General features: G+C 70.1%; 26 protein-coding genes and 4 pseudogenes. 17 read left to right on the forward strand and 13 right to left on the reverse strand.

Features of this window, described 5'->3' with window-relative positions:
• Nucleotides 1-51: 51 nt before the first annotated feature.
• Nucleotides 52-273: pseudogene (locus tag QM782_RS13565) on the forward strand (transposase); the annotation flags it as partial.
• Here QM782_RS13565 and QM782_RS13570 read toward each other — a convergent pair.
• Nucleotides 240-1,006 (reverse strand): annotated as a pseudogene (locus QM782_RS13570) (IS30 family transposase); the annotation flags it as partial. The pseudogenes QM782_RS13565 and QM782_RS13570 sit on opposite strands and share 34 nt — an antisense overlap.
• Nucleotides 1,007-1,166: 160 nt before the next feature.
• Here QM782_RS13570 and QM782_RS13575 point away from each other — a divergent pair.
• Nucleotides 1,167-2,364 (forward strand): annotated as a pseudogene (locus QM782_RS13575) (IS256 family transposase).
• 322 nt (nt 2,365-2,686) lie between these two features.
• Here the strand turns inward: QM782_RS13575 and QM782_RS13580 are convergent.
• The 5 genes and pseudogenes from QM782_RS13580 to QM782_RS13600 form a co-directional block, all read right to left on the reverse strand.
• Nucleotides 2,687-3,538, reverse strand: a complete 852-nt coding sequence (locus QM782_RS13580) for a PoNe immunity protein domain-containing protein (RefSeq protein ID WP_415203433.1) — start codon at nt 3,536-3,538, stop codon at nt 2,687-2,689.
• An 83-nt stretch (nt 3,539-3,621) separates the two neighbouring features.
• The gene (locus QM782_RS13585; protein WP_415203434.1) at nt 3,622-3,906 is read right to left on the reverse strand and encodes a hypothetical protein; all 285 of its coding nucleotides are present in this window, start codon (nt 3,904-3,906) and stop codon (nt 3,622-3,624) included.
• Nucleotides 3,907-3,912: 6 nt separating this feature from the next.
• Nucleotides 3,913-4,287 carry a hypothetical protein gene (locus tag QM782_RS13590; protein WP_415203435.1) on the reverse strand — a complete coding sequence of 125 codons (375 nt, stop codon included), beginning with the start codon at nt 4,285-4,287 and terminating at the stop codon, nt 3,913-3,915.
• A 43-nt stretch (nt 4,288-4,330) separates the two neighbouring features.
• Nucleotides 4,331-4,711: pseudogene (locus tag QM782_RS13595) on the reverse strand (transposase); the annotation flags it as partial.
• A 155-nt stretch (nt 4,712-4,866) separates the two neighbouring features.
• Nucleotides 4,867-5,355 carry a hypothetical protein gene (locus QM782_RS13600; protein ID WP_415203436.1) on the reverse strand — a complete coding sequence of 163 codons (489 nt, stop codon included), beginning with the start codon at nt 5,353-5,355 and terminating at the stop codon, nt 4,867-4,869.
• Between QM782_RS13600 and QM782_RS13605 the strand changes: the two genes are divergently transcribed.
• From QM782_RS13605 to greB, 7 genes are all read left to right on the forward strand, one after another.
• Nucleotides 5,326-5,586, forward strand: coding sequence for a hypothetical protein (locus tag QM782_RS13605; protein WP_415203437.1), 261 nt, complete (start codon nt 5,326-5,328; stop codon nt 5,584-5,586). The two genes, QM782_RS13600 and QM782_RS13605, sit on opposite strands and share 30 nt — an antisense overlap.
• 30 nt (nt 5,587-5,616) lie before the next feature.
• Nucleotides 5,617-6,834: a zinc metallochaperone GTPase ZigA gene (gene zigA, locus QM782_RS13610; RefSeq protein WP_415203438.1), complete on the forward strand. Its 1,218-nt coding sequence runs from the start codon at nt 5,617-5,619 to the stop codon at nt 6,832-6,834.
• A 518-nt stretch (nt 6,835-7,352) separates the two neighbouring features.
• Complete coding sequence (locus tag QM782_RS13615) at nt 7,353-7,607, forward strand: hypothetical protein (protein WP_415205649.1); 255 nt, start codon at nt 7,353-7,355, stop codon at nt 7,605-7,607.
• Nucleotides 7,588-7,992: a HipA domain-containing protein gene (locus QM782_RS13620; RefSeq protein WP_415203439.1), complete on the forward strand. Its 405-nt coding sequence runs from the start codon at nt 7,588-7,590 to the stop codon at nt 7,990-7,992. Before QM782_RS13615 ends, QM782_RS13620 begins: the two co-directional genes overlap by 20 nt.
• 237 nt (nt 7,993-8,229) lie before the next feature.
• Nucleotides 8,230-8,487 carry a hypothetical protein gene (locus QM782_RS13625; protein WP_415203440.1) on the forward strand — a complete coding sequence of 86 codons (258 nt, stop codon included), beginning with the start codon at nt 8,230-8,232 and terminating at the stop codon, nt 8,485-8,487.
• Complete coding sequence (locus QM782_RS13630; protein WP_415203441.1) at nt 8,468-8,812, forward strand: hypothetical protein; 345 nt, start codon at nt 8,468-8,470, stop codon at nt 8,810-8,812. The genes QM782_RS13625 and QM782_RS13630 overlap by 20 nt, the downstream gene beginning before the upstream one ends.
• A 28-nt stretch (nt 8,813-8,840) precedes the next feature.
• Nucleotides 8,841-9,404, forward strand: a complete 564-nt coding sequence (gene greB / locus QM782_RS13635; RefSeq protein WP_415203442.1) for a transcription elongation factor GreB — start codon at nt 8,841-8,843, stop codon at nt 9,402-9,404.
• Here greB and QM782_RS13640 read toward each other — a convergent pair.
• The 4 genes from QM782_RS13640 to QM782_RS13655 all read right to left on the reverse strand — a co-directional run bounded on the left by QM782_RS13640 (nt 9,377) and on the right by QM782_RS13655 (nt 12,913).
• Nucleotides 9,377-11,659 (reverse strand): RelA/SpoT family protein, encoded by a 2,283-nt coding sequence (locus QM782_RS13640; RefSeq protein WP_415203443.1) that lies wholly within the window; start codon nt 11,657-11,659, stop codon nt 9,377-9,379. The genes greB and QM782_RS13640 overlap by 28 nt on opposite strands.
• Before the next feature lie 91 nt (nt 11,660-11,750).
• A complete protein-coding gene (gene rpoZ, locus QM782_RS13645) occupies nt 11,751-11,954 on the reverse strand; it encodes a DNA-directed RNA polymerase subunit omega (RefSeq protein ID WP_145544909.1) in 204 nt (67 codons plus the stop codon).
• Nucleotides 11,955-11,972: 18 nt separating this feature from the next.
• Nucleotides 11,973-12,593: a guanylate kinase gene (gene gmk / locus QM782_RS13650; protein WP_415203444.1), complete on the reverse strand. Its 621-nt coding sequence runs from the start codon at nt 12,591-12,593 to the stop codon at nt 11,973-11,975.
• Nucleotides 12,594-12,625: 32 nt separating this feature from the next.
• Nucleotides 12,626-12,913, reverse strand: a complete 288-nt coding sequence (locus QM782_RS13655; protein WP_415203445.1) for a 2Fe-2S iron-sulfur cluster-binding protein — start codon at nt 12,911-12,913, stop codon at nt 12,626-12,628.
• A 64-nt stretch (nt 12,914-12,977) separates the two neighbouring features.
• Here QM782_RS13655 and QM782_RS13660 point away from each other — a divergent pair, with 64 nt between their 5' ends.
• A complete protein-coding gene (locus QM782_RS13660; RefSeq protein WP_415203446.1) occupies nt 12,978-13,496 on the forward strand; it encodes a GNAT family N-acetyltransferase in 519 nt (172 codons plus the stop codon).
• Here QM782_RS13660 and QM782_RS13665 read toward each other — a convergent pair.
• Complete coding sequence (locus QM782_RS13665) at nt 13,493-15,364, reverse strand: PhoX family protein (protein WP_415203447.1); 1,872 nt, start codon at nt 15,362-15,364, stop codon at nt 13,493-13,495. The genes QM782_RS13660 and QM782_RS13665 overlap by 4 nt on opposite strands.
• Nucleotides 15,365-15,436: 72 nt before the next feature.
• On the opposite strand from QM782_RS13665, the gene QM782_RS13670 reads away from it, so the two are divergent.
• From QM782_RS13670 to QM782_RS13680, 3 genes are all read left to right on the forward strand, one after another.
• Complete coding sequence (locus QM782_RS13670; protein WP_415203448.1) at nt 15,437-16,837, forward strand: DUF2868 domain-containing protein; 1,401 nt, start codon at nt 15,437-15,439, stop codon at nt 16,835-16,837.
• Nucleotides 16,838-16,973: 136 nt separating this feature from the next.
• Complete coding sequence (locus tag QM782_RS13675; protein ID WP_415203449.1) at nt 16,974-18,401, forward strand: GTPase/DUF3482 domain-containing protein; 1,428 nt, start codon at nt 16,974-16,976, stop codon at nt 18,399-18,401.
• Between the two features lie 5 nt (nt 18,402-18,406).
• Entirely contained in the window at nt 18,407-19,318 is a 912-nt protein-coding gene (locus QM782_RS13680; RefSeq protein WP_415203450.1) for a DUF808 domain-containing protein, read from the forward strand.
• A gap of 43 nt (nt 19,319-19,361) precedes the next feature.
• Here QM782_RS13680 and QM782_RS13685 read toward each other — a convergent pair whose 3' ends face one another.
• Nucleotides 19,362-20,630 carry a DUF1835 domain-containing protein gene (locus tag QM782_RS13685; RefSeq protein ID WP_415203451.1) on the reverse strand — a complete coding sequence of 423 codons (1,269 nt, stop codon included), beginning with the start codon at nt 20,628-20,630 and terminating at the stop codon, nt 19,362-19,364.
• Between the two features lie 161 nt (nt 20,631-20,791).
• On the opposite strand from QM782_RS13685, the gene QM782_RS13690 reads away from it, so the two are divergent.
• Nucleotides 20,792-20,980, forward strand: a complete 189-nt coding sequence (locus QM782_RS13690) for a DUF2970 domain-containing protein (protein ID WP_415203452.1) — start codon at nt 20,792-20,794, stop codon at nt 20,978-20,980.
• Nucleotides 20,981-21,009: 29 nt separating this feature from the next.
• On the opposite strand, the gene QM782_RS13695 is transcribed toward QM782_RS13690, so the two are convergent.
• Complete coding sequence (locus QM782_RS13695; RefSeq protein WP_415203453.1) at nt 21,010-21,981, reverse strand: molybdopterin-binding oxidoreductase; 972 nt, start codon at nt 21,979-21,981, stop codon at nt 21,010-21,012.
• 75 nt (nt 21,982-22,056) lie between these two features.
• Between QM782_RS13695 and tsaA the strand changes: the two genes are divergently transcribed.
• The 3 genes from tsaA to QM782_RS13710 all read left to right on the forward strand — a co-directional run bounded on the left by tsaA (nt 22,057) and on the right by QM782_RS13710 (nt 23,628).
• Nucleotides 22,057-22,548: a tRNA (N6-threonylcarbamoyladenosine(37)-N6)-methyltransferase TrmO gene (gene tsaA / locus QM782_RS13700; protein WP_415203454.1), complete on the forward strand. Its 492-nt coding sequence runs from the start codon at nt 22,057-22,059 to the stop codon at nt 22,546-22,548.
• An 80-nt stretch (nt 22,549-22,628) separates the two neighbouring features.
• Nucleotides 22,629-23,378 carry a molybdate ABC transporter substrate-binding protein gene (gene modA / locus QM782_RS13705; protein WP_415203455.1) on the forward strand — a complete coding sequence of 250 codons (750 nt, stop codon included), beginning with the start codon at nt 22,629-22,631 and terminating at the stop codon, nt 23,376-23,378.
• A 40-nt stretch (nt 23,379-23,418) separates the two neighbouring features.
• A complete protein-coding gene (locus QM782_RS13710) occupies nt 23,419-23,628 on the forward strand; it encodes a TOBE domain-containing protein (RefSeq protein ID WP_415203456.1) in 210 nt (69 codons plus the stop codon).
• The last annotated feature ends 5 nt before the right edge of the window (nt 23,629-23,633 follow it).

Below are 23,633 nucleotides of genomic sequence, written 5' to 3' on the forward strand. Positions count from 1 at the left end.
TCCGAGATGGGCAAGACAAGGTCGCCGTATCCGGCGCAGTTTCGAGAATAGATGGCAGAGCTGGTGCGAGCCGGCAGGACCCTGGCGGAGCTGGCGCGCGAGTTCGATGTGAGCGCGCAGACCATCGCCAACTGGGTCGGTGCTGCCGGTGCACGGGCATCTTCTGGGCAGGCGGGCGGCAGGGCTCTGAACGGGAGAGAACGCGAGGAACTCGCAAGGCTGCGCCGGCAGCTGTCACGTCAAGGCCAGATGGAGCGCAACATTCTGGCAAAGGTTCCGACCTGGTTGGTGGATTCAACCGGTCGTCGCAACACCGGGTTACGCGGCGGAATTAAGTAGTCGTTCAGCGCCTCCGCCGGAGTCCTCCAGTCCAACGTTTTGCGTGGCCTGTTGCTCAAGGCGTTGGCCACAGCTTGAAGTTCGCGCACGTCCCACCGAGACAGATCAGTGCCTTTGGGGAAGTACTGGCGCAGCAGGCCGTTGGTGCTCCCATTCGTACCGCGCTGCCAGGGGCTGTGTGGATCGGCAAAGAAGACCTTCACGCCCGATTCGATGGTGAACCGAGCATGATCGGACAACTCCTTTCCGTGGTCCCAGGTCAGCGACCGCCACAGTTGCGCAGGCAGCGTGGTCACTGTTTGCTTGAGCGCATTGGCCATGGCTTGCTGCGCCCAATGAGCGGCGCCTGCCGTGGACCGGTGACTTCTTTGCCTTGGATGTCATGCAGCTTGCCCTCCAAGCGGTCCTGGACATCGCGCCGCAGCCGCGCGTTGGTGACCAGCTTGGCTGGCTTTGGCCGCCTGGCCACAAGCTCGGCCTTCCACTGCGCAACCGATGCCCGATAGTCGAGCTTGCCACTGCGTGTCGCGGCATTGCGCGTCAGCTCTCGCGAGACAGTCGAGGGGCTTCGTCCCAGACGGCGAGCTATCTCCCTCACACTGATATCCTGGGCTCGCAGCAAGGCAATCTCCTCTCGCTCTGCGAGTTGATGTCCCAGGAAGTGGTGTAAGTCTTGATCGCGCGGCAGGCCGCGCAGGGTGGAGCCCGTAGGGCGTAACCCGCAGCGGCCTGCCGCGCGGCGGCCGCTCCTTGTGGGGTGGCCATCGTGATCCCGGATAGGGTTGAGGTGCGAATACCAACCTTGATCCTTGCGAAGGGAAATCACGATGACCAACGCCACTATGGCATTGACCGAGCTTGCCGAGAAGGGAGCGGACATCGACGTGCTGCGCCAGATGGTGCAATTCATGGCCCAGCGGCTGATGGAGCTGGACGTCGAGGGGCGCTGCGGCGCCGGCTACGACGAAAAAAGTGCCGAGCGGCTGAACAGCCGCAACGGCTACCGCGAACGGGTGTGGGACACGCGCGCCGGTTCGGTGGAGCTGAAGATCCCCAAGCTGCGCCAGGGCAGCTACTTTCCCGAGTTCCTGGAGCCGCGGCGCACGGCCGAGAAGGCGCTGACCGCCGTGATCCAGGAGGCCTACGTGCAGGGCATCTCCACCCGCTCGGTGGACGAGCTGGTCAAGTCGCTGGGCATGAGTGGCGTCTCCAAGAGCCAAGTCAGCCGGCTGTGCGGCGAACTGGACGAGCGGGTCAACGCCTTCCTGGGGCGCCAGATCGAGGGCGACTGGCCCTACCTGTGGGTGGATGCGACCTACGTGAAGACGCGCGAGGCCGGGCGCATCGTCAGCGTGGCGGTGATAGTGGCCGTGGGCGTGAACACCGACGGGCAGCGCGAGGTGTTGGGGCTGAAAGTCGGCGCCTCGGAAGCCGAGCCGTTCTGGACCGAGCGCCTAGCGCAGCCTGAACCGGCGCGGCCTGCGCGGGGTCAAGCTGGTGATCAGCGACAGCCACGAGGGCATCAAGGCGGCCGCCTCCAAGGTCCTGAAGGCCACCTGGCAGCGCTGCCGCGTGCACTTCATGCGCAACGCGCTGGCGCACGCCGGCAAGACCCAGCGGCGTATGGTCTCTGCGGCCATCGGCACGGTGTTCGTGCAGGAGTCGGCCGAGGCGGCGCGCACGCAATGGAGATCGGTGGCCGGCCAGCTCAGGGACAAGTTCCCCAAGCTCAGTGCCGTGATGGACGAGGCGGAGAACGACGTGCTGGCCTTCATGACCTTCCCGCGGGCGCACTGGACGCAGATCTACAGCACCAACCCGCTGGAGCGGCTGAACGCGCAGATCAAGCGGCGTACCAACGTCGTGGGCATCTTCCCCAACGACGCGTCCATCGTGCGCCTGGTCGGCGCCATGATGCTCGAGCAGAACGACGAGTGGTCGCTCAACCGGCGCTACATGCAGCTTGAAGGCCTGCAGGCCCTGAGCGACACTGCCCCCACTCGGCTGTCCGCTGTGGCTCGCTGAGTACCGTGCATCTCAGCCTGTCCGGGCTGTGGACCTACACCACGGAATGGGACGCGACCACCACGCCCCGTCAGCTTTTGCATCCGCCCGCAGGTCGGCCCATAGAAACCTCCTTGATTGAAGGTGTTGCGACGACCGGTTGAATCCACCCAATGCACGACATTCCCGACCATTGCAACTCGCCACCATGTTGAAAACACCATGGTCAACCTCACGCGGGACGCCATCGTGCTGGAGGGAGATGCATCGAGGAAACGCACCCATTTCCACTCGCGCCGGCAGCCATCCTGGCGGATGGTCTGGAAATCTGGAAAGCCGGTTCTTATCGGTCCGGAGGCGTGGGCAGGCCACGCGCATAATCGAGCAGGTCGCCCGGATAGAAGTTCTTGTCGCGATAGCTGCTGTCGGTGATTTGCAGAACACGGGTCACCGCGGCGGCTTCGAAGCTCCACAGGCCTAAATAGCTGTGCTCGCGGCCTTTCTTGTGCGATTCGTAGTAGGGTTCGCGGCGGCTGGCGGTGTACCACTCGTCCAGGTACTTCGACATGAGCGCGGGGCGCTGGTCGGGTGAGGAGTCGAAGACCTCGAGGAGCATGGAATACGGCAGGTGGCGGGTGCAGGTGGCGGGCGGCGGCGCGCGGCCCGGAACGAAGGGGGCGACAAGCCGCTCAAGAAGACCATCGAGTGGCTGGTTGCCGTAGTCCCAGATGGCGCACAAGCGAGCAAGCGCATCGACATGCCCGAGCAAGATTGCGAAGCTGGTCATGCGTATCGCATCCCAGTAGCCGGAATCGCCGAGCGTCATGTGCGCAATGACGTAATTCGACGAAGGGCTTTGATGAAACGCCTCATGAAAGTACGCGTATTCCTCCCAAAATGCCAATGCACTTGGATACCAGCTGCGCATTTCGCTGGGCGACGCACCGGAAGAGTATTGAAGGTGCAGATACGAAACCGTATCCCACGCCATTGCACCAAGTCCCCCTGAGACGGCAGCGAGCGATTGTCCTCCATCGCTAGGCACGACGTACTGCTCGAAAGGCCGTTCATCATGGAAATCAAACGCCTCCAGGAAGCGGTCCATCTGATCGCGATAGACGCTATACGTCACTGATACATCCCGCCTGTCAGACAGGAATTCCTTCTCGGGTTTTGCTACGCCGAAACCATGCATATTTCTTATCCTTTCGCACGTCGCCAGACCGAATATCGATTGGCAATCCGCCGGTTGTTGCGAGCCTGGAACGCCGTGATGGCCTATTTGCACTTTACCTGCGGATGCACCCGCAACCATCGCAAGGCCTCGTGCTGCGCATGCTTGCGAGCTGCCAGGAAGTAACAGTGCCAGGCATGCTCGATTGCCAGGTTGGTATAGGGCTTGCCTGCCTCGATCATCTGCGCGGGGCTGTCGTTGGACATCCGCCAATAGGCGTTGAAAGCATCGCGCGGGCGGGACGGGTGCTTCGGGGTACCCTTGTCCAGCAATTCCGCCCAGGCCTGCTGCGCCGGCGGCGTCAGGTGACTCGGATAGTCAAGATTCAAGTCGACTCACTTGTTCGTTGTTGGAAACAGGCGGCCCAGCCATTCGTAGGCCCGGTCGCGGTCAGCTGCAACGCCTTCGCAACCGCGATAGTAGGCTAGGCCAATGGTGCTCTGGAACTCGCGGAACAGGTGCAGTCGTGTCACGCGGCTCATCTTTTGGCGTGCGGATTCGGCTGGAAAAGCTTCCGCGTGATCGATCAGTTGGCGCAACGCGGCCGGGCAGTCTGCAGTCAGTCCGTGACCGCCCGGCATCGGTCGCACCGCCGCCCTCAGAACGGCCTGTTCACGCAGCTGCGCCGGGCTCCCATAGCCCGATGACAACGCAAGGGTATGAAAGGCCGGTGACGCGATCAGATCGGCCAGCTGCGTGTACCAGTGCACGGCGACAGACCAGCCGTTTAGGCCGGCATCCTTGGCCTGCGATTTATCGGCAATAGGCTCGGCGGTGTTTGGCGTCTCGTCGTACCGGGCTGCCAGCCATGAAGCAGGCGACGGAAAGCAAGGCGAGATGCATGTCGGTGCGGCGCTCGAACCGAGTGCGCAGCTTGCCAAAGGCGGCCAGCCAGTCATGCGTGCGCTCAACCATCCAGCGGCGATGTCCGAGCCGGTCCATGCCCTTGCGGGCGATGCGCTCCTCGATGCCCCGGCGCTTCAAGTGAGCGCGGCATCGCTCACAGTCGTCAGCCTTGTCCGCATGCAGCTTGCCTGGCCATCGGCGCGGCCTGCCGCGCTTGCCGCCCACACCCGGCATCGCGTCGACCAGCGCGTCGAACACCACCGAGTCGTGGCGGTTGTCTGCGACGATGCTGCGCGTGTGAAGGGCCATGTCGCCTTTGCCGTGGGGGGATGGTGCGCAAGCTGGCGTCGCTGCACATCAGGCGCCGCGGCTTGGATGAAGAAGGGCTGCGGGACCACAGTCGGTCGACGTCGCATCGGCGCGCTGGGGGCGGCCTGGGGGCTTCATTCCCTGGCATCGGGCTCGAGGCTGGCCTGCTCGAACCAGGCCATCACCGACTTCCAATGCTGATCGCCGTAGAGTCGACGGAAGCGTAAGGTTTCTTCCGATTGCGCGTTGCGCCACACGGCCAGGCGCTGGGCGATGAACGTTCGTGTCAACGCCAGGCCGCATTCGACGGTGATGCAGTGGTGCCACTGGTCGTAGGTTTTGGGGATCAAGCTCTTCTCCTTCGCCGCGGCCTTGCACGACTTGACGCAGCCACCGAGGTCGCACGGCGTCTTTTCCTCGATGTAGGTTATGTTATAACATCTGTTTCTTGAAAGTGATGCGACCGAGAAGTGTCCGGCAGGAGATTCCCATGCCACTGACCTCGCCAGCCGGCAGCGAATCCTTGCGACGCTGCGGCAGGCCGACGGCCCGCGCAGCGCTCGTGCGTTGCGCGACCGGTTGCGCATGGCTGGGTGCAGCGCCTGGAAGCGCTGAACGCCCATGTGTCGTGCATCCTTCCGCGGCTGTCGGCATGGCCCAAGGCGTTCGCCCTCTGCGGCGGCTGCGGGCATGCCGATGCGTTCACCGACGACGAGCTGGGCCACTGGATGAAGAACGACGCCTGCTCCTGGAACGCACATCCGTCCTCGAGCTTTGCGGCAGATGCGCGACCTGCACGGGACCAGGGCCGGATGGGAGCTGACCACGCCGGCAGCACCGATCGCCATCAGTGATCGACCTCAGTTGTTCCACAAGACACCACGATGAATACCGACCTTCAGACCCCGTCCCGGCTCGACAAGCTCCCTGTCACCGTCCTGTCCGGCTTCCTCGGCGCGGGCAAGACCACGCTGCTCAACCACATCCTCCACAACCGCGAAGGCCGGCGCGTGGCGGTCATCGTCAACGACATGAGCGAGGTCAACATCGACGCCGCACTGGTGCGCGACGGCGGGGCGGAGTTGTCGCGCACCGACGAGAAGCTGGTGGAGATGAGCAACGGCTGCATCTGCTGCACCTTGCGCGAGGATCTGCTGGTGGAAGTGGATCGGCTCGCCAAGGAAGGCCGCTTCGACCAACTCGTCATCGAGTCCACCGGGATCTCCGAGCCGCTGCCCGTGGCCGAGACCTTCACCTTCGAGGGCGAGGACGGCCGCAGCCTGGGCGAAGTGGCCCGGCTCGACACGATGGTGACGGTGGTCGATGCCTACAACTTCCTGCGCGACTACAGCTCGCGCGACAGCATCCAGTCGCGTGGCGAGTCGCTGGGCGAGGAAGATCGGCGCACGGTGGTGGACTTGCTGATCGACCAGATCGAGTTCTGCGACGTGATCGTGCTCAACAAGGCCGACCTCATCGGCGACGCGGAGCGCGAGCGGCTGATGGCGATCCTGCGCAGCCTCAACCCGCGCGCCCGTGTCGAGGTCGCCGCGTTCGGCCAGGTGCCGCTCGACCGCGTGCTGAACACGGGCCTGTTCGACTTCGACGAAGCCTCCAAGGCGCCCGGCTGGCTGCAGGAGCTGCGCGGCACGCACACACCGGAGACCGAGGAATACGGCATCCGCAATTTTGTCTACCGCGCGCGCAGGCCTTTCCATCCGCAACGCTTCTTCGACCTGGTGGAAAGCGAATGGCCCGGCGTGGTGCGCTCCAAGGGCTTCTTCTGGCTGGCCAGCCATCCGGCGCTGGCGGGCAACTGGTCGCAGGCGGGCGCGGTGGCCCGGCACGGCGTGGCCGGCTACTGGTGGGCCGCCGTGCCGCAGGAGCGCTGGCCGCAGGATCCGGAATCCCTGGCCCTGATCCGCGAGAACTGGGACGAGAACGTGGGCGATGCCCGCCAGGAGCTCGTGCTGATCGGCATGGGTATGGACGAAGCGGCACTTCGTGCGCGCTTCGACGCCTGTTTGCTGACGGATGAGGAGATGGAGTGCGGGCCCGAGACGTGGACGACCTGGCGCAACCCGTTCCCTGATTGGCCCTGACATGTCCATGTTCCCCATGCCGGCTGAGTGAGCTGACCGCGGCATCGCCGCGGCTGCGGCTGGCGGCGGCCCATGCCGTGATGGAGGGCGATGGGCTGCCGTTCTCTGGCTGGGCCCGGCTTTTCGCGCCATCGCTGGCGTGCCCTTTTATGCGCTGTACGAACTGCGGGTGCAGGACGGCGAGGCGTGGACCGACGACTGACAGGCGCCGTGGCGGAGGTCCGGCCTCTTCTTGATCGGTCGATCGCGCTGGGCAGCGAAGGGTTCTGCGCCGGCAGGCCGTGAAGGCGCTGCAGCGCCAGCGGGAGTTCCTCCCGCGACGCGACCGTGCCGGTGGCGATGCGTACGGCGTTGGGCGCGCAGGCCAGTTCCAGCGAGAACACCTTGGCGGGTGCCACGACCGCGCCCTCGCGGCGCAGCCGCATCGCGAAATCCGAGGCGCCCCACGGCGCGGGCAGCGGCAGCCAGAAGAACAGGGCCTCGTCGCCGGGCATCCTGGCCTGGCTGTCAACGAGTACGTGTGCTTCGGCGCGGCACGCCGGGCAGGAATCGAGGTGCCTATGTGCGAACTGTCCGAGGACGGGCCGATGCTTGTGCTCGACCGCTTCGATTTGGTCGCCCATGAGGACGGGCGGGTCGGCCGCCTCGGTCTCGAGGACATCGCTGCGCGTGCGGGAGACTGGGCGTGCGCGACATCCTGTCCGACCGACGTACCGGGACAGCGACCAGCGAATCGCGGAGCTGCTGCTTCGGTTGCATCTGCACGGCGGTAAGCTGCACCGCTTCTTCCTGCAAGTCGCGTTCTTCGTCATGGTCCGCAACGGCGACGCCCACCTGAAGAACTGTGAAGTCCTTTGCCGCCCCGACGAGGATCTGTGGCTGGCGCCGATGTTCGAGGTGGTGACGGCCTCCATCTACGAATACACCCGTTACCAGGGAGGAGGCCCGCCACTGGAGGACCGAACGCTGGCGCTGAAGCTGTTCGCGGGCAGGCATCAGGCCAGGACCTATTTCTTCGCCGAGGAATTCCACGATTTCGGGTGCCCCATCTGCGGCGTCACGCGGCCTGCACAGGTCCTCGCGGCCATCGCCCATGCGATGGAACACACCTTGCCGGAAGCCCGGAGCGATGGGGCGGATGCCGGCAGATCCGCTTGAGCAGATGCACCGTGCGTGGGCAGACGGCATGGCGCATGCCTGGACGGTTGCAGCCCGGCGTTGACTCCTGGCGAGATGGCCACCGCCGGATCGATAAGCCGTTTTTCGTTGCCTCGTTGACGCGGGAAGCTCGCCGCCCAACCTGTCGGTCTTCGACTACGGCCATCCGGGCCGCCGGCCGATGCCGGGCCACGGGCGCGGCGGCCACCATGCAGAGTCCCTCCGGAGGATGTCTGCATGCTCGTGACCATTGAACGCGTCGCCCGTTTGGCGCCCCTCCTGTCGTCCACGGTACCGGCGCCGCAGCCGGTGCCGCCCGTGCCGCTGCCCGGCGGCCCGTTCGACGACGAGGAACCCGTCAACCCCGAGCCGGGGGTGCCGGTGCAGGAGCCGCCCGACGAGGGCGATGTTCCGACGCGCCTGCCCGGGCATCCGGGCCAGCCGATCCGGGTGGCCCGCCGCCATTCGCCGCGCCATGAGCATCCAGGCGCGTGACGGCCCGGCCCACGTCGTGACCGGCGTGCAGCTGGACGCCCGCGGCCAGGTGGTACGGGTGCGCTGGTACCTGGCGGACCGGCGCGAACTGGCGTGTCCGGCCGACCACGTGCCTTCCCCGCTGTCGCAGGAAGCCGTGGTCGACACGGTGGAAGTCGTGGACAAGCTGCTGGACGCCGAGCCGGTGGTGCCGCTGTTCCAGGGGCCGGACGGTGCCCGGCTGGGCGACGCGGTCAAGGTCCATGTGGAGTCCGACGGCAGCGAGTCGATCGAGGTCGACCCGCGCCGGCCCGGGCGCAGCCTGCGCGACCTGCCGCGGCTGTAGCGTTCGTTTTTTGCCGCACACTCGTGCCATGAGCAAGGCGTTCACCAAGGAAACCGATGGCGAGGACGACGACGGGCCGGTGCTACCGGCGCTGCCCGCGGGCGGCCGGAACTACATCACCCCCCAGGGCTATGCGCGGCTGCGGGCCGAACTGCTGGACTTGATCGACAACGAGCGGCCCAAGGTCGTCGAGGTCGTGCACTGGGCCGCCAGCAACGGCGACCGGTCCGAGAACGGCGACTACCTGTACGGCAAGAAGTGGTTGCGCGAGATCGACCGGCGCATCCGCTTCCTGACGCGGCGGCTGGAGATCGCCGAAGTGACCGACCCCACCGTGCATCACGGCAGCGACCAGGTGTTCTTCGGCGCGACCGTGACCTATGCCGATCCGCAGGGCGAGGAGCAGACCGTCACGATCCGCGGCATCGACGAGGCCGACAGCGCGGCCGGCGAGGTCAGCTGGATCGCCCCGATCGCGCGTGCGCTGCTGCGCGCGCGCGTGGGCGACGAGGTCCGCCTGGCCACCCCGGCCGGCGTGCGCGAACTGGAGGTGCTGGCGGTGCGCTACCCGGCGCCGCCGGCCGTGCCCTGATACGGGGCCGGCGTGGCGCGGACGGCGCGCAATACCGAGTGCGTGCGGCGCAGGTTGCGCATCGCTTGGTCCAGGTGCGCCTTGTCGCGCACGGTGACGACGAAGCGCAGGTCCGTGGCGTCCTGCGCCTCTTCCTGGCCCATGTCCATGTGCGTGATGTCGACCTCGGATTCCGCCAGCGCGGCCGCGACGCGCGCCAACACGCCCTTGCCGTTGCTGATCGTGACCACGATGCCGGTCTCGAAGGTACGCACCGGCTCGTCGGACCAGGCCACGGCGATGAAGCGCTCGCTGTCCTTGTACTGCAGCCGCTTGGCCGTGGCGCATTCGGCGGTGTGGATGAACAGGCCCTCGCCGCGGCCCAGGTAGCCGACGATCTCGTCGCCCGGCACCGGCCGGCAGCAGCGCGCGAACTGCACCGAGGCGTTCTCGCTGCCGTCGATCAGCACGCCGCCCTGCGACACAGTCTCGTGCGCGGTGTAGCGCTCGCGCGTCATCAGCAGCGCGTCGGGCTTGGCGCCGCCTTCGGTCACCATGACCTTCAGCCGCTTGGCCACGATGCTGGCGATGCGCTTGCCGAGGCCGATGTCGGTCATCAGCTCGGCGCGCGTGCGGTTGCCGGAGAAGCGCAGCAGCTTGTCCCACACCGCCTGGCCTTCGGCGTCCTGGGCGGGCAGGGCCTCGATGCCCTCGGCCCGCAGCGCCTGGGTCAGCAGCTTTTCGCCCAGGCTTTCGGACTCGGTCAGGGCCTGGCTCTTGAGATGGTGGCGGATCTTGGAGCGGGCCCGCCCGGTGCGCACGAAGCTGAGCCAGGCCGGGTTCGGCGAAGACACCGGCGCGGTGATCACCTCCACCACGTCGCCGTTGTGCAGCTCGGTGCGCAGCGGCGACTGCTCGCCGTTTACGCGCGCGGCCACCGTGCGGTCGCCCACGTTGCTGTGGATCGCGTAGGCGAAGTCGACCACGGTCGCGCCGCGCGGCAGCGCCAGGATCTGGCCCTTGGGCGTGAACACGTAGACCGCGTCGGGGAACAGGTCCACCTTCACGTGGTCCCAGAACTCCGAGGCGTCGCGGGTCTCCTGCTGGATGTCCAGCAGCGACTGCAGCCACTGCGTGCCGTTGCGCTCGGCCGCGCCGGCATCGGGCTGGTGGGCCTTGTAGAGCCAGTGGGCGGCCACGCCGGATTCGGCCACGACGTGCATGGCCTCGGTCCGCATCTGGAACTCGATGTTCACGTTGGCCGGCCCGACCAGCGTGGTGTGCAGCGATTGGTAGCCGTTGGCCTTGGGGATCGCGATGTAGTCCTTGAAGCGCCCCGGCACCGGCTTGTACAGCTGGTGCAGCACGCCGAGGGCGGTGTAGCAGTCCGTCACGCTGGCCACGATCACGCGCAGGCCGTAGATGTCGTTGACCTGGGCGAACGACAGGTGCTTGTCGTCCATCTTGCGGTAGATGGAGTAGATCGTCTTCTCGCGCCCGGCGATGCGCACCTTCATGCCGGCGGCGGCGAAGGCGCCCTCCAATTCCTGCTGCACCTTCTGCACCAGGTCGCGGCGCCGGCTGCGGGCCTTGGCCACGGCCTTGGCCAGCACGCCGTGGCGCCAGGGCATCAGGTACTGGAAGGCCAGTTCCTGCAGCTCGCGGTACGTCACGTTCAGGCCCAGCCGGTAGGCGATCGGGGCGTAGATGTCCAGCGTCTCGCGCGAGATGCGGCCCCACTTGCTGCGCGGCATGTCGCCCATGGTGCGCATGTTGTGGGTGCGGTCCGCCAGCTTGATCAGGATCACGCGCACGTCGCGCGCCATGGCCAGCAGCATCTTGCGGAAGGACTCGGCCTGGTTCTCCTCGCGCGTGTTGAACTGCAGCTTGTCCAGCTTGGTCAGCCCGTCGACCAGCTCGGCCACCGGCGCGCCGAAGCGCTCGATCAACTCGGGCTTGGTCACGCCGCAGTCTTCCAGCACGTCGTGCAGCAGCGCGGCCATCAGGGCTTGGGCGTCGAGCTTCCAGGCCGCGCACTGGGCGGCGACGGCGATCGGATGCGTGATGTACGGCTCGCCGCTGGAGCGCAGCTGGCCCAGGTGGGCCTCGTCGGCGAAGCGGTAGGCCTGACGCACCTGCTCGATGCTCTGCGCGTCCAGGTAGTCCAGGCTGGCGGTCAGGGCCGCGAAGCTGGCGGCGGCGGCGTTCGCCGCGGCCGGCGTCTCCGGCACGGGGGCGGTCCGATCGATGGCCGAGGTGGGCAGCGCGGCGTTCATGGCCCAACTGTAGCGTGCAGGCTCCTCGCGGCGGGCCCCAAAAGCAAAAGGCACCGCGGGGCGGTGCCTTTTCAGCAACGGGCGCGGACGCTCAGGTCGGCACCTTCTTCAGCATTTCCAGGCCGACCTTGCCGGCCGCGATCTCGCGCAGCGCGGTCACGCCGGGCTTGTTCTTGCTCTCGATCTTGGGCGCGTGGCCCTGGCTCAGCATGCGGGCGCGGTAGGTCGCGGCCAGCACCAGCTGGAAGCGGTTGGGAACCTGTTCGAGGCAGTCTTCGACGGTGATGCGGGCCATGGCAATGCTCCAGTGCGGCTAGAGGATGTGCAGGGATTTGAAGGTTTCGGCCCTGGCGCGAACCTGCGCCAGGTATTTGAGTCGCTGGGCATGCACGATGGTCTTCAAGTCGAAGACGGCCCGGTCGAACAACTCGTTGATTATAACGAAGTCGAAGTTCGCGGCCTGGGCCATCTCCTGGGCGGCGTTCTTCAGGCGCAGCTCGATGACCTCGGGCGCGTCCTCGCCGCGGCGCTCCAGGCGCGAGCGCAGCTCCTCCCAGCTCGGCGGCAGGATGAAGATCAGCTGCGCGTTGGCGAACGCCTTCTTGATCTGCATCGCGCCCTGGAAGTCGATCTCCAGGATCACGTCGGCGCCCTGGGCGATGCGCTCCTCGATCGCCTTCTTGGACGTGCCGTAGCGCTTGCCGTGCACGTGCGCCCATTCGACGAAGCCATCGGCCACGACCATCGCGTCGAACTCGGCGTCGGAGACGAAGAAATATTCGCGCCCGTGCTTTTCCTGGCCGCGCGGCGCGCGCGTGGTGTGCGAGACCGAGGGCTGGATCTTCGAATCGAGTTCCAGCAGGGCCTTCACGAGGCTGGATTTGCCGGCTCCGCTGGGGGCTGCGACGACGATCAGGTTGCCGGGGTAGTCCATGGGACGGCTGGGCTGCGAAAAGGGCGCAGAGTTTACAGCGGCAGTTCCAGCACCAGATCGCCGGTGGCGTGGGCCACGCAGGGCAGGATCCAGCCCTCGCGCTTCTCGTCCGCCGACACGCCGGGCCATTCGATGCGGTAGGCCACGCTGCCCGATGCCATCAGGCAGATGCAGCTGCGGCAGGTGCCGTTGCGGCAGGAGCTTTCCATGGACAGGCCGGCGCGCTCGGCCGCCAGCAGCACCGGCAGGTCGGCCGGCGCCTGGAATTCCTGGTCCTCGCAGCCGGGCCGCTGCAGGCGCACGCGGTGGGTGGCAGGCATGGGGCGCGAGTGTAGGGCGCGGCTTGCGGCGAGAATCGTGGGTTTTTCGTTCCTTCGCCATCGCATGTCCTTCTACGAAGTCCGCGCCGCCGAGAAGCGCGACGCCCAGGCCGTCGTCGACGTCCACGCCGCCGCCACGCTGGCGGCCTACACCGGCATCGTGCCGGACGAGCACATCAATTCCCAGCCCGCCAGCAAGCGCCTGGCGCATTGGCGCGAGGCCATCGAGTACGGTGACCCGCAGGTCCACGTCGCGCTGCACGAGGGCAAGGTGGTCGGCTTCGTCGCGTTCGACCGCTCGCGCGACAAGGGCAGCAAGCCCACGGTCGGCGAGGTCTGGGCGATCCACGTGCACCCGGACCACTGGGGCCGCGGCGCCGGCCTGGCGCTGTGGGATGCCGCGCGCGAAGGCCTGGGCGAGGAGGGCTGCACCAGCGTGACGGTCTGGGTGCCGCTGCGCAACGAGCGCGCGCTGCGCTTCTTCGACCTGGCCGGCTTCAAGCGCGAGCTGAACACCGCCCGCACCACGCCCATGGGCCACATCCGCATCGAGGAGATGCGGCTCAAGCGCACGGTCGACTAGGTCCCGACCAGGCCGCCGTCCTCGCGCCGGATCGCCAGCGTGGCCGAGCGTGGCGTGCCGCCGAACGGCCAGGTGGAGTACCTGGTCGCCTCGCCGGGCGCGCTGCGGTCCGACGGCGGCTCGCCCGGATGCTGGATGTTCACGAACAGCGTGCGTCCGTCCGGCGCCATGATCGCGCCGGCGATCTCGCAGTTCACCGGCCCGGTCAGGAAGCGGCGCACCTCGCCGGTCGCCGGATCGCAGGCCAGCAGCTGGTTGTTGCCCAGGCGGCGGAATTCGCCCTGGCCCAGTTCCGAGGCATGGGCGTCGGTCTGGATCCACAGCACGCCGCGCGCGTCCAGCAGCAGGCCGTCCGGGCAGGCGAAGGCGTCGCCGCGGACGGTGCCGCGGGCTTCGGGCCGCGCGTTCGCGGGGTCGCCGGCCAGCAGCAGGTGGTCCCAGCGGAAGCGCGTGGCGTCCAGGCCGCCGTCCTCGGTCCAGCGGATGATCTGGCCCATGTTGTTCTGCGCGCGCGGGTTGGCGGCGTCCACGCCGGGCTGGCCCGGGCGGCCGCGCGCGCTGTTGTTGGTCAGCGTGCAGTAGACGGTGGCGCGGGCGGCGTCGATCGCGATCCACTCGGGCCGGTCCATGCGCGTGGCGCCCAGCAGGTCGGCGGCCTGGCGCGTCTTCACCAGCACCTCCCCCTGGTCGGCGAAGCCGGCCGCCGCGCCCAGCGGGCCCTGGCCGTGCAGCAGCGGCAGCCAGCGGCCGGTGCCGTCGGCGTCGAAGCGGGCGACGTGGAGCGTGCCGTGGTCCAGCAGGTCGCGGTCGCCGTCGGCGACGCGGCCGTCGCTGACGAACTTGTAAAGGTATTCGAAGCGCGCGTCCTCGCCGCTGTAGACCACGGCGCGGCCCGAGCGCGCGACGCCGACCCAGGCGCCCTCGTGCGCGCCACGGCCCAGGGCGGTGCGCTTGACCGGCGGCGCCGCCGGGTCGCGCGGGTCGATCTCGACGATCCAGCCGAAGCGGTGGAATTCGTTCGGGTGCCGGCGGGCGTCGAAGCGCGCGTCGTGTTCCGGCCAGCGGAAGAAGGCGTCCTGCGCCATGCCCCAGCGGCGCTGGCCGGCGTCGCGCGCGGCGCCGCCGGAGAAGTAGAAGTGGAAGTTCTCCTCGCCAGCGAGGTAGGTGCCCCAGGGCGTGGCGCTGCCGGCGCAGTTGTTCAGCGTGCCCCGCACGGTGCGGCCGGCCGGGTCGTCCGCGGTGCGCAGCAGCGCGTGGCCGGCCGCGGGGCCGGACAGGCGGCAGGGCGTGGCGGCCGTCACGCGGCGCGCGTAGCGGCTGGGCCGCACCTGCGTCCAGCGATCGCCCTGCAGCCGCAGCTCGACGACCGAGATGCCGTGCGCGGCCTGGGCCTTGCGCACCTTCCCGGCGGTCCACGGCTCCATGCCGCCGGCATGCAGCAGGCCGTCGTCGACGTATTCGTGGTTGATGGCGAGCAGGCCGTGGTGCGGCCCGTCCAGCGTGAACCAGGCCATGCCGTCGTGGTGCATGCCGAGCTGCAGCGCCTGTTCCTCGGCGCTGTTGCCGCCGTCGGCGCGGAAGGCCGGCAGCGGCTGGCCGGCGATGCCGACCGGGTCGCCCCAGGGCAGCAGCACCTGCACGCGGTAGCCGGGCGGCACGCGCACGGCGTCGGCACCGGAGGCGGCGATGCCGCGAAAGCCCAGCCGCGGCCCCGCGGGCGGGGTGGCGCAGCCGGGCAGCAGCAGCGTGGCCAGCGCGCTGCCCAGGCCGCCGCGCAGCCACAGGCGCCGCGCCGGGTCGGACACCGCCTCGAACGCCGGGTTGCCCGAGCGGTTGCTGTCTTCCATCGCGTCGAAATCCTTGGCCATCGTGCTCCTTATCGGCGGCCGCATGCCGCTATGGCATGCTGCGGGCCCGATTCTCCCGGCCCCTCGTCGTCGATGCCCGTCCCGCCCGTCCATTCCGATCGCAGCCCGCTGGCCCAGGCCGCGGTGGCGCGCGCCGTCGCGCTGGTCGAGGAGGACGGGCCGCTCGACGACGGCCAGGCCATGCGCCAGGCCTTCGCCGCCCGCGGCGACGACGCGGGCCGCGTGGCCGAGCGCGCCTGGCTGCTCGGCGAACGGCTGGGCCTGTCGCGGGAATGGGGCCGCTGGCGCCGGCTGGGCGGCTGGGTGCTGTTGGCGCTGGCGGTGGCCGTGGCCGCGGCGGCCTGGCTGCTGGCGCGCGGCGTGCTCGGCCAGGCACGTGAGATCAACGCGCTGGCCGCCTTCGTCGCGCTGCTGGGCCTACATGCGCTGACGCTGGCGCTGTGGCTGGCCAGCCTGCTCGTGCCGTGGCCGGTGGACGGCAGCGCGCTCGGCCGGCTGGCGCTGGCGCTCACGGCGCGGCTGCCGTTGGACCGCGGCCCGCATGCCGTCCAGTTGGCGCGCGCGACTGGCGACGTGCTGCGGCGTGCGCGGCTGGCGCCCTGGGCCTTCGGCGGCATCAGCCACCTGGTGTGGTCGCTGTCGTTCGCCGTGTTGCTGGCCGGGCTGGCGCTGGGCTTCTCGGTGCGCGCCTACCGGCTGAGCTGGGAGACGACGATCCTGCCGGCCGAGTTCTTCCTGCACTTCGTGCGCGCGACCGGCTGGCTGCCGCAGGCGCTGGGCGTGCCGCTGCCCGACGCCGCCACGCTGCTGCGGCCCGAGGCCGCCGGCGCAGCCGACCAGCGCGCCTGGGCCTGGTGGCTGATGGGCTGCGTGGCGGTATACGGCCTGGCGGTGCGGCTGCTGTGCCTGCTGTGGTGCTGGGCCATGTGGCGGCGCGGCCAGCGCCGGCTGGGCCCGGATCCCGCCGACCCGGCGGTGCGCCGGCTGCTGGCGCGCTTCGCCGCGATGGAGCCGGCCGAGGTGGTGGACGAGGAGCATGCCGTGCCGCCGGCCAGCCCGCCGGCGGCGCACGGTCCGGTCGACGCCGGCGCGCGGCTGGTGCTGGGCTTCGAGCTGCCGCCAGAGGCGCCCTGGCCGCCGGCGGCGCTGCCGGCCGGCGTGCAGCTGCAGCGCATCGACGGCACGGCGGCCGAGCGCGCCGCGGTGCTGCAGGCGCTGGCGCGCCAGGTGCCGCGCCGGCTGCTGGTGTGCTGCCATGCGCCGTCCAGCCCCGACCGTGGTACCGAGCGCTTCGTGCGCGAGGCCGCCGCGCTGTGCGGCGCCTGCGCGCTGTGGCCCCTGCAGCCGCGCGCCGAGGCCGACCTGCAGCGCTGGCGCGACTGGCTGGCCCGCAGCGACCTGCCCGCGGTCCCGCTGCAGCCCGATGCCGGGGCCGCGCTGGCCTGGTTCGACGCGGTGGAGCAGCCGGCATGAGTCCCGCCTGGCCGCCCGAAGGGGCTCATTCCCTCTCGGAGGGACCGGGCCGCAGGCCCGAGGGTGCACCAGTGCGCCCCGCCCGGCCTCCCGAAGGGGCTCGCACCGCAGCCCGTAGGGGCGAAGAGGTACTCCCGTGAGCGAGGCGATCCTGTCCATCGCCGTGGTCGGCCACACCAACGCCGGCAAGACCTCGCTGCTGCGCACGCTGACGCGCCGGCGCCATTTCGGCGAGGTGTCCGACCGCCCCGGCACCACGCGCCATGTGGAGCGCACCGAGCTGCGCGTGGACGGGGCCGCGGCGCTGCGCTTCTACGACACGCCGGGCCTGGAGGACTCCATCGCGCTGTGGGACTACCTGCAGCACGCGGTCGAGGGCGTCGACCGCCCGGCGCGCGTGCGCGCCTTCCTGCAGGGCCCGGAGGCGCGCGCCGCCTTCGAGCAGGAGGCCAAGGTGCTGCGCACGCTGCTGGACGTGGACGCCGCCTTCTACGTGGTCGACACGCGCGAGCCGGTGCTGCCCAAGCACCGCGCCGAGATCGAGATCCTCAATTCCTGCGCGCGGCCGGTCATGCCGGTGCTGAACTTCGTGCGCGACGCGGCCAGCCGCGCCGGCGAGTGGCAGGCCATGCTGGCCGCGGGCGGCCTGCACGCGCTGGTGCGCTTCGACGCGGTGGCGCCCTTCACCGGCGCCGAGCAGCACCTCTACCAGGACCTGGCCACGCTGCTGCCCGCGCACCGTGCGCAGCTGCAGCGCATCGGCCTGTACCTGGCCGGCGAGGCCGCGCAGCGCCGCCAGGCCATGGCGCGCGCGATCGCGCTGGCGCTGGTGCGGCTGGCCGCGCTGCGGCGCGAACTCGGCGAGGCGGTGCACGCCCAGCCGGCCGCGCGCGCGCGCGCCGAGCAGGACTTCCAGCAGATCGCGCTGGTGCTGGTGCGCGGCTGCGCCGACGAGCTGCTGCAGATCGAAGGCTTCGACGCCGACGACGCGCAGCTGGCCCGGCTGCCCTGGCAGGACGGCCGCTGGGACAGCGACCTGTTCCATCCCGAGGCGCTGCGCGAGGCCGGCCGCAAGCTCGGCATGGGCGCGGCCGTCGGCGCCTCGGTCGGCGTGCTGGCCGACCTGGCCGTGGGCGGCCTGTCGCTGGGTGCCGGCGCGGCGCTGGGCGGGGCCTTGGGCAGCATCGTCTCGCAGGGCTGGCGCCAGATCGGCGGCAAACTGATGAACCAGATCACCGGCGTGCGCGAGCTCTCGCTGGACGACGCCTTCCTGTTCCTGGCCGCGCAGCAGCTGGTGCAGCTGGCGCGCGCGCTGGAGCGGCGCGGCCACGCCGCGCTGGTACAGCTGGTGCTGGACCAGGCTCCCGACGCGGCGCTGGACGCGCCGCTGCGCCAGCTGGTGCAGGCCGTGCAGCCCGCGCGCAGCCGGCCCGACTGGGAGCAGGCCGGCAGCGGATCGGCGCGGCGCGAGCGCGTGCTGGCGCAAGCCACAGCGCTGCTGGTGCCATGGCTGGAGCCGCCGCCGGATGCCGCTACGATCGCGCCCCCCCCGCCTTCTGCCTGACACCCATGGCCACCAGCCTGCTCCTGCTGCTCGACGACATCGCCTCCGTGCTGGACGACGTGTCCGTGATGACCAAGGTCGCCGCCAAGAAAACCGCCGGCGTGCTCGGCGACGACCTGGCGCTGAACGCGCAGCAGGTCACCGGCGTGAAGGCCGACCGCGAGCTGCCGGTGGTCTGGGCCGTGTGCAAGGGCTCGCTGGCCAACAAGGCCATCCTGGTGCCGGCCGCGCTGCTGATCAGTGCGTTCGCGCCCTGGCTGATCACGCCGCTGCTGATGCTGGGCGGCGCCTTCCTGTGTTTCGAGGGTTTCGAGAAGCTGGCGCACCGGTTCCTGCACAAGGGCGAGGACGAGGAGGCCCAGGCGCAGCGGCGCCAGGCCGTGGCCGACCCGTCCGTGGACCTGGTGGCGCTGGAGCGGGACAAGATCAAGGGCGCGGTGCGCACCGACTTCATCCTGTCGGCGGAGATCATCGCGATCACCCTCGGCACGGTGCAGCAGAGCCCGTTCCTGACCCAGGTGGTCGTGCTGGCCGGCATCGCCGTGCTGATGACGCTGGGCGTCTACGGCCTGGTGGCTGGCATCGTCAAGCTCGACGACCTGGGCCTGTACCTGAGCCGGCGCGGCGGTGCGCTGGCCGCGCTGGGGCGCGGCATCCTGGTGGCGGCGCCGTGGCTGATGAAGGCGCTGTCGGTCGCCGGCACGGCCGCGATGTTCCTGGTCGGCGGCGGCATCCTGACGCACGGCGTGTCGGCGCTGCACCACGAGATCGAGCAGATGGCCGATGCCACCGCGCTGTGGCCGGGCGGCGGCTTCTGGGAGGCGCTGACGCCGATGCTGGCCAACGCCGGCGTCGGCATCGCGGCCGGGGCCGTCATCCTGGCGGTGGTCACGCTGGCCGGCAGGCTGCGCCGCTGACGCACGCAGGGCAACGCCGGCCTCACGCTGGCGCTGTGGGTGGTCACGCTGGCCGGCAAGCTGCGCCGCTGGCGCGCCAGCAGGGCGCGCCCTGCGCATCCAGCGCCCAGTGCGGCGCGCGCGGCGCCAGCCGCACGCCGCCGACCCAGCGTTCGGCCGCCGCATGGTCGAGCCAGTAGGCGCGGCCGTCCAGCACCTGGTGGCCGAGCGCCGTCAGCTGCAGCGGCCGGCGCGGCCAGTCCAGCTGGCGGTCGGATTCCAGCAGCAGCGGGTTCGGCGCATCGATCAGCGGCCGCATCAGCGCATGGAACATGCCGTCGCCGAGCCAGGGCAGCGGCTCGCGCACGCCATGCAGCTCGGCGAACACCTGGCCGAACGCGGGCTGGCCGAGCTCGCGCACGATCTGCAGCGCCAGGCGCTCGGTCAGCGACAGGCCGTCGTGCAGGCCGGGCAGCTCCTGCAGCTGGCGACGCAGCGCGGGCGCCAGCAGGGGCAAGGCCGGTGTGCCGGCGCGGGCCAGGGCGGCCCAGTCCCGCGGCGAGGGTGCGCGGTAGGCGGCCCAGGCGTCGCGTGCCAGGGCCAGCGCCTCGGGCGTGACCGGCCGGCGCTGCGGCCACAGCCAGGCCAGCAGGTCCGGCGCGAGCTGGCCGATGCCGATGAAGCGCCGCACGCCCGGCACGCCGTCGACCGCGATCAGCTCCAGCCGCTCGGGCAGCGCGGCCAGGCTGGCCAGCACCGCGACCAGGAACAGCTGGTCGTAGGCGTCGGCCTCGCACCACAGCACCACGCGGCGGGCCGTGTGCAGGCGGGCCAGCGCCCCGTACTCCTGGCGCATGCGTGCCAGCGCCTCCTCCTGCGGCAGGCCGAAGGCGCGGTGCACGAAGCCGGCGCGCAGCGTGGCGAATGCGTCGGGCGGCAGCGCCGGGGCCGGGCCCATGGGCAGCGGGTCGCCGAACATCTGGAAGCGGCCGCGGAAGCCCGCCAGCCGCAGGCTGTGCGCGATGTCGTTGCCGCAGCGCCAGTGCCAGGTGGCGGGTTCGTCGTCGGCCGCGAAGCCGGGGTGGCGGGCCGCGAAGTCGATCGCGTCGACGTGCGCCTTCAGGCGCGGCCAGCTGGCGAAGCCCAGCGAGCGCGCGACCAGCCATTGCGCGTCGGCCAGCTGCGGCGGCGCAGGCGCGCGCCGGCGCTGCGCCAGCAGCGCCTGCTGCTCCGGTGCCGTGCCGGCGCGCAGCCGCGCGAGCAGTTCCTTGGCGCGCTTGCGCTGCTGGTCGAGGTGGATGCGGCCGTGCTGGGCCGAGGGGTCGGTGGACATACGAGCTCCGCGCGTCGGCCAGGTCCGCCGGCGGGCCGGGAGTCGCATGCGCGATGCGATGGGATGCAGCCTGGGCACGGCCCTTTCCGCGGACGGGAGGCGCGGCACGCGCCGGGCGGCATCATAGTCCCGCCCCCGCGAAACTGCGGCACAGTACGGCCATGAACAAATTCCTGCGCGCGCTGCGCGCCGTCCTGTGGAGCTTCATCGGCCTGGGCGGCCGCCGCGACGAGGCCGACCGGCGCACCGAGCAGGTCGGCCTGCTGCCGCTGCTGCTGGTGGCCATCGTGCTGGCGCTGCTGCTGATCGTCGGCCTGGTGGCGCTGGCGCGCTGGGCGGCCGGCACCTGACGTTTCCGGGGGCGGCGCCCGCCTGCTTCTCAGGGCGCCGCCGGCGCCGCGAACACCTCGATGCCGACCAGGTTGGAGACATACCGGCTGGCGCGCCCGTCGCCGGGCACGACCAGGCGCGCCATGCCGTTGCGGTCCAGCGCCGCGCCGTCGACGGCGTAGGCGACCAGTGCATCGCGGTTGCCGAAGTTCGGATGGATCTCGCCGATCGAGACCACAGCCTTGTAGCCGTCGCTGCCGGTGGCCACGGCGTACATGCCCAGCAGCGGGTTGTGGAGCGCGGCGTCGGTCTTCAGGCCGGTGGCGCCGTTCAGCAGCGCCCACAGGCTGGCGCCGGTGTAGGTGCTGCTGCCCACGGTGACGGTCTGCGCCGGCAGGCGCTGCAGTGCGGCCAGGTCGAACGTCATCGGCGTGGCCACGGCGCCGGAGACCGTGAAGCTCGGCGACAGGCCGCCGCCGGTGCCGGCGGCCGTCGAGCCGGACGGCCGCACGTCCAGCCGCACCAGCTGCGACACGTAGCGGCCGCCGCGCACGTCGCCGGGCGCGGTCAGGCGGAACGGGCCGTCTTCTTCGCCGATCGGCCGGCTGGCGCCGTCGATGGTCTCGGCATAGGCCAGCAGGCTGCGCTTGCCGCCCAGCGCGGGGTTCAGCTCGCCGAGCGCGAACACCACGCGGTAGCCGTCGGTGCCGGTGGCCAGCACGTAGCGGTTGAGCTGGTCGTTGCGGGCCGTGGCATCGACCTGGATGCCCAGGTCCGACAGCAGCGCCCACAGGTCGGCCCCGGTGTAGGTGTGCTGCTGTGCGCCGCTGCCGCTGATGAAGGACACGCTCTGCGTGACCGCTTCGCGCTGCCGCAGCGCGCCCGCACTGAAGCTGGTCGGCCGCTCCAGTGCGCCGCCGACGGCGACGGTCGGATCGTCGTCGCTGCCGCCACAGGCCGCCAGCGCCAGGCTGGCGGCCAGCGCGAGCACGATGCTGCGTGGAAGAAGTTGCGTGGGCATGCGGTCCCTCCTCGTGGATACTGTGTTTTCGTTGTGTCCAGTATGACATGGCGCTATGCGCGAGGAGAACGCACCGTGCAAGCATCCGACCAGATCGTCTGCCGGCCCATCGGCGTCGTGCGCAGCCGCTTCGCCGCACCCGAGGGCATGCCGGTGCAGACCGCCGGCGCGCCGCAGGAGACCGGCCGCATCGAAGTCGACCCGGCCTATGCCGCCGGCCTGCGCGACATCGAGGGCTTCGAGTACCTGATCGTGCTGACGCACCTGCACCTGTGCCGGCACGAGCGGCTGGAGGTCGTGCCGTTCCTGGACCAGGCGAGCCACGGCGTGTTCGCCACGCGCGCGCCGGCGCGGCCCAACCGCATCGGGCTGTCCATCGTGCGGCTGGAGGCGGTGGACGGCACCGTGCTGCGCTTCTCCGGCAACGACATGGTGGACGGCACGCCGGTGCTGGACATCAAGCCCTACGTGCCGCGCTTCGACGTGCGCCAGACCGAGCGCATCGGCTGGTTCGCGCAGCGGCTCGACGCACTGGAGGCTGCGCGCGCCGACGGTCGCATGGCCTGAAGGCGCACTGTTATATTCAACAGAGCACAGCGATGGTGATGTCCACGATCGCGTTCCACCCCTGAATGAGGAGCACCCGCATGCGTTTGCCTTCCATCGCCTCGCTGGTCCTGGCCCTGGCTCTGCCGCTCTCGGCCTGGTCGCAGCAGATCACCGTCTCGGCCGCGGCCAGCCTGACCGATGCCTTCAAGGAACTGGCGGCGAAGTTCGAGGCCGCCCGGCCGGGCGTGTCGGTGCGCACCAATTTCGCCGCTTCCGGCGTGCTGCTGCAGCAGATGAGCCAGGGCGCGCCGGTGGACGTGTTCGCCAGCGCCGACCAGGCGACGATGGACCGCGCCGACGCGCAGAAGCTGATCGACGCGGCCACGCGCAGGAACTTCGTGACCAACAGCCTGGTGCTGATCGAGCCGGCGCAGGGCGGCGTGGGCCTCAAGGGCCTGGACGACCTGGGCGGCGCCGCGGTCAAGCGCATCGCCGTCGGCAAGACGGCCACCGTGCCCGTGGGCCGCTACACCCAGGAGGTGCTGACGGCCGCGCAGCTGTGGACCGCGCTGGAGCCCAAGTTCGTGCAGGCCGACAGCGTGCGCCAGGTGCTGGACTACGTGGGCCGCGGCGAGGTCGACGCCGGATTCGTCTACCGTACGGATGCCGCGATCGCCGGCGACAAGGTGCGGATCGTCGCCTCGCCGCAGGGCGCGACGCCGGTGTCCTACCCGATCGCGGTCGTGGCCGACAGCCGGAACAAGGCGGCCGCGGCGGACTTCATCGCGTTCGTGGGCTCCGATGCCGCCCAGCAGGTGCTGGCGCGCTACGGCTTCGGCAAGCCTTGAGGGTACGATCGGCGCGTCCATGGCCCCCGAGGAGTCTTCCATGAAGATCAGCGCCCGCAACGTCCTGCCCGGCACCGTCGTCGCGATGGTGCGCGGCCCGGTCAGTACCGAGGTCACGCTGGAGATCGCGCCCGGGCTGCAGATCGTGGCCTCGATCACGACCACCTCGGCCGACCAGCTCGGCCTGAAGGAGGGCACGCGGGCCTACGGCGTGATCAAGGCCTCCAGCGTGATGGTGGCGACGGACTGACCGAC

The sequence above is a fragment of the Pseudorhodoferax sp. genome, assembly GCF_047601025.1.
Taxonomy (GTDB): domain Bacteria; phylum Pseudomonadota; class Gammaproteobacteria; order Burkholderiales; family Burkholderiaceae_C; genus Pseudorhodoferax.

What these genes read in the sequence shown, in the direction of transcription:
- QM782_RS13630 (WP_415203441.1), top strand. Translation starts at nt 8,468, where the DNA reads ATGAGCATCCAGGCGCGTGACGGCCCGGCCCACGTCGTGACCGGCGTG.
- QM782_RS13680 (WP_415203450.1), top strand. Translation starts at nt 18,407, where the DNA reads ATGGCCACCAGCCTGCTCCTGCTGCTCGACGACATCGCCTCCGTGCTG.
- QM782_RS13665 (WP_415203447.1), bottom strand. Translation starts at nt 15,364, where the DNA reads ATGGCCAAGGATTTCGACGCGATGGAAGACAGCAACCGCTCGGGCAAC.
- gmk (WP_415203444.1), bottom strand. Translation starts at nt 12,593, where the DNA reads ATGGACTACCCCGGCAACCTGATCGTCGTCGCAGCCCCCAGCGGAGCC.
- QM782_RS13690 (WP_415203452.1), top strand. Translation starts at nt 20,792, where the DNA reads ATGAACAAATTCCTGCGCGCGCTGCGCGCCGTCCTGTGGAGCTTCATC.
- modA (WP_415203455.1), top strand. Translation starts at nt 22,629, where the DNA reads ATGCGTTTGCCTTCCATCGCCTCGCTGGTCCTGGCCCTGGCTCTGCCG.
- QM782_RS13625 (WP_415203440.1), top strand. Translation starts at nt 8,230, where the DNA reads ATGCTCGTGACCATTGAACGCGTCGCCCGTTTGGCGCCCCTCCTGTCG.
- QM782_RS13660 (WP_415203446.1), top strand. Translation starts at nt 12,978, where the DNA reads ATGTCCTTCTACGAAGTCCGCGCCGCCGAGAAGCGCGACGCCCAGGCC.
- QM782_RS13685 (WP_415203451.1), bottom strand. Translation starts at nt 20,630, where the DNA reads ATGTCCACCGACCCCTCGGCCCAGCACGGCCGCATCCACCTCGACCAG.
- zigA (WP_415203438.1), top strand. Translation starts at nt 5,617, where the DNA reads ATGAATACCGACCTTCAGACCCCGTCCCGGCTCGACAAGCTCCCTGTC.
- rpoZ (WP_145544909.1), bottom strand. Translation starts at nt 11,954, where the DNA reads ATGGCCCGCATCACCGTCGAAGACTGCCTCGAACAGGTTCCCAACCGC.
- greB (WP_415203442.1), top strand. Translation starts at nt 8,841, where the DNA reads ATGAGCAAGGCGTTCACCAAGGAAACCGATGGCGAGGACGACGACGGG.
- QM782_RS13580 (WP_415203433.1), bottom strand. Translation starts at nt 3,538, where the DNA reads ATGCATGGTTTCGGCGTAGCAAAACCCGAGAAGGAATTCCTGTCTGAC.
- QM782_RS13640 (WP_415203443.1), bottom strand. Translation starts at nt 11,659, where the DNA reads ATGAACGCCGCGCTGCCCACCTCGGCCATCGATCGGACCGCCCCCGTG.
- QM782_RS13600 (WP_415203436.1), bottom strand. Translation starts at nt 5,355, where the DNA reads ATGGGCGTTCAGCGCTTCCAGGCGCTGCACCCAGCCATGCGCAACCGG.
- QM782_RS13655 (WP_415203445.1), bottom strand. Translation starts at nt 12,913, where the DNA reads ATGCCTGCCACCCACCGCGTGCGCCTGCAGCGGCCCGGCTGCGAGGAC.
- QM782_RS13670 (WP_415203448.1), top strand. Translation starts at nt 15,437, where the DNA reads ATGCCCGTCCCGCCCGTCCATTCCGATCGCAGCCCGCTGGCCCAGGCC.
- QM782_RS13695 (WP_415203453.1), bottom strand. Translation starts at nt 21,981, where the DNA reads ATGCCCACGCAACTTCTTCCACGCAGCATCGTGCTCGCGCTGGCCGCC.
- QM782_RS13710 (WP_415203456.1), top strand. Translation starts at nt 23,419, where the DNA reads ATGAAGATCAGCGCCCGCAACGTCCTGCCCGGCACCGTCGTCGCGATG.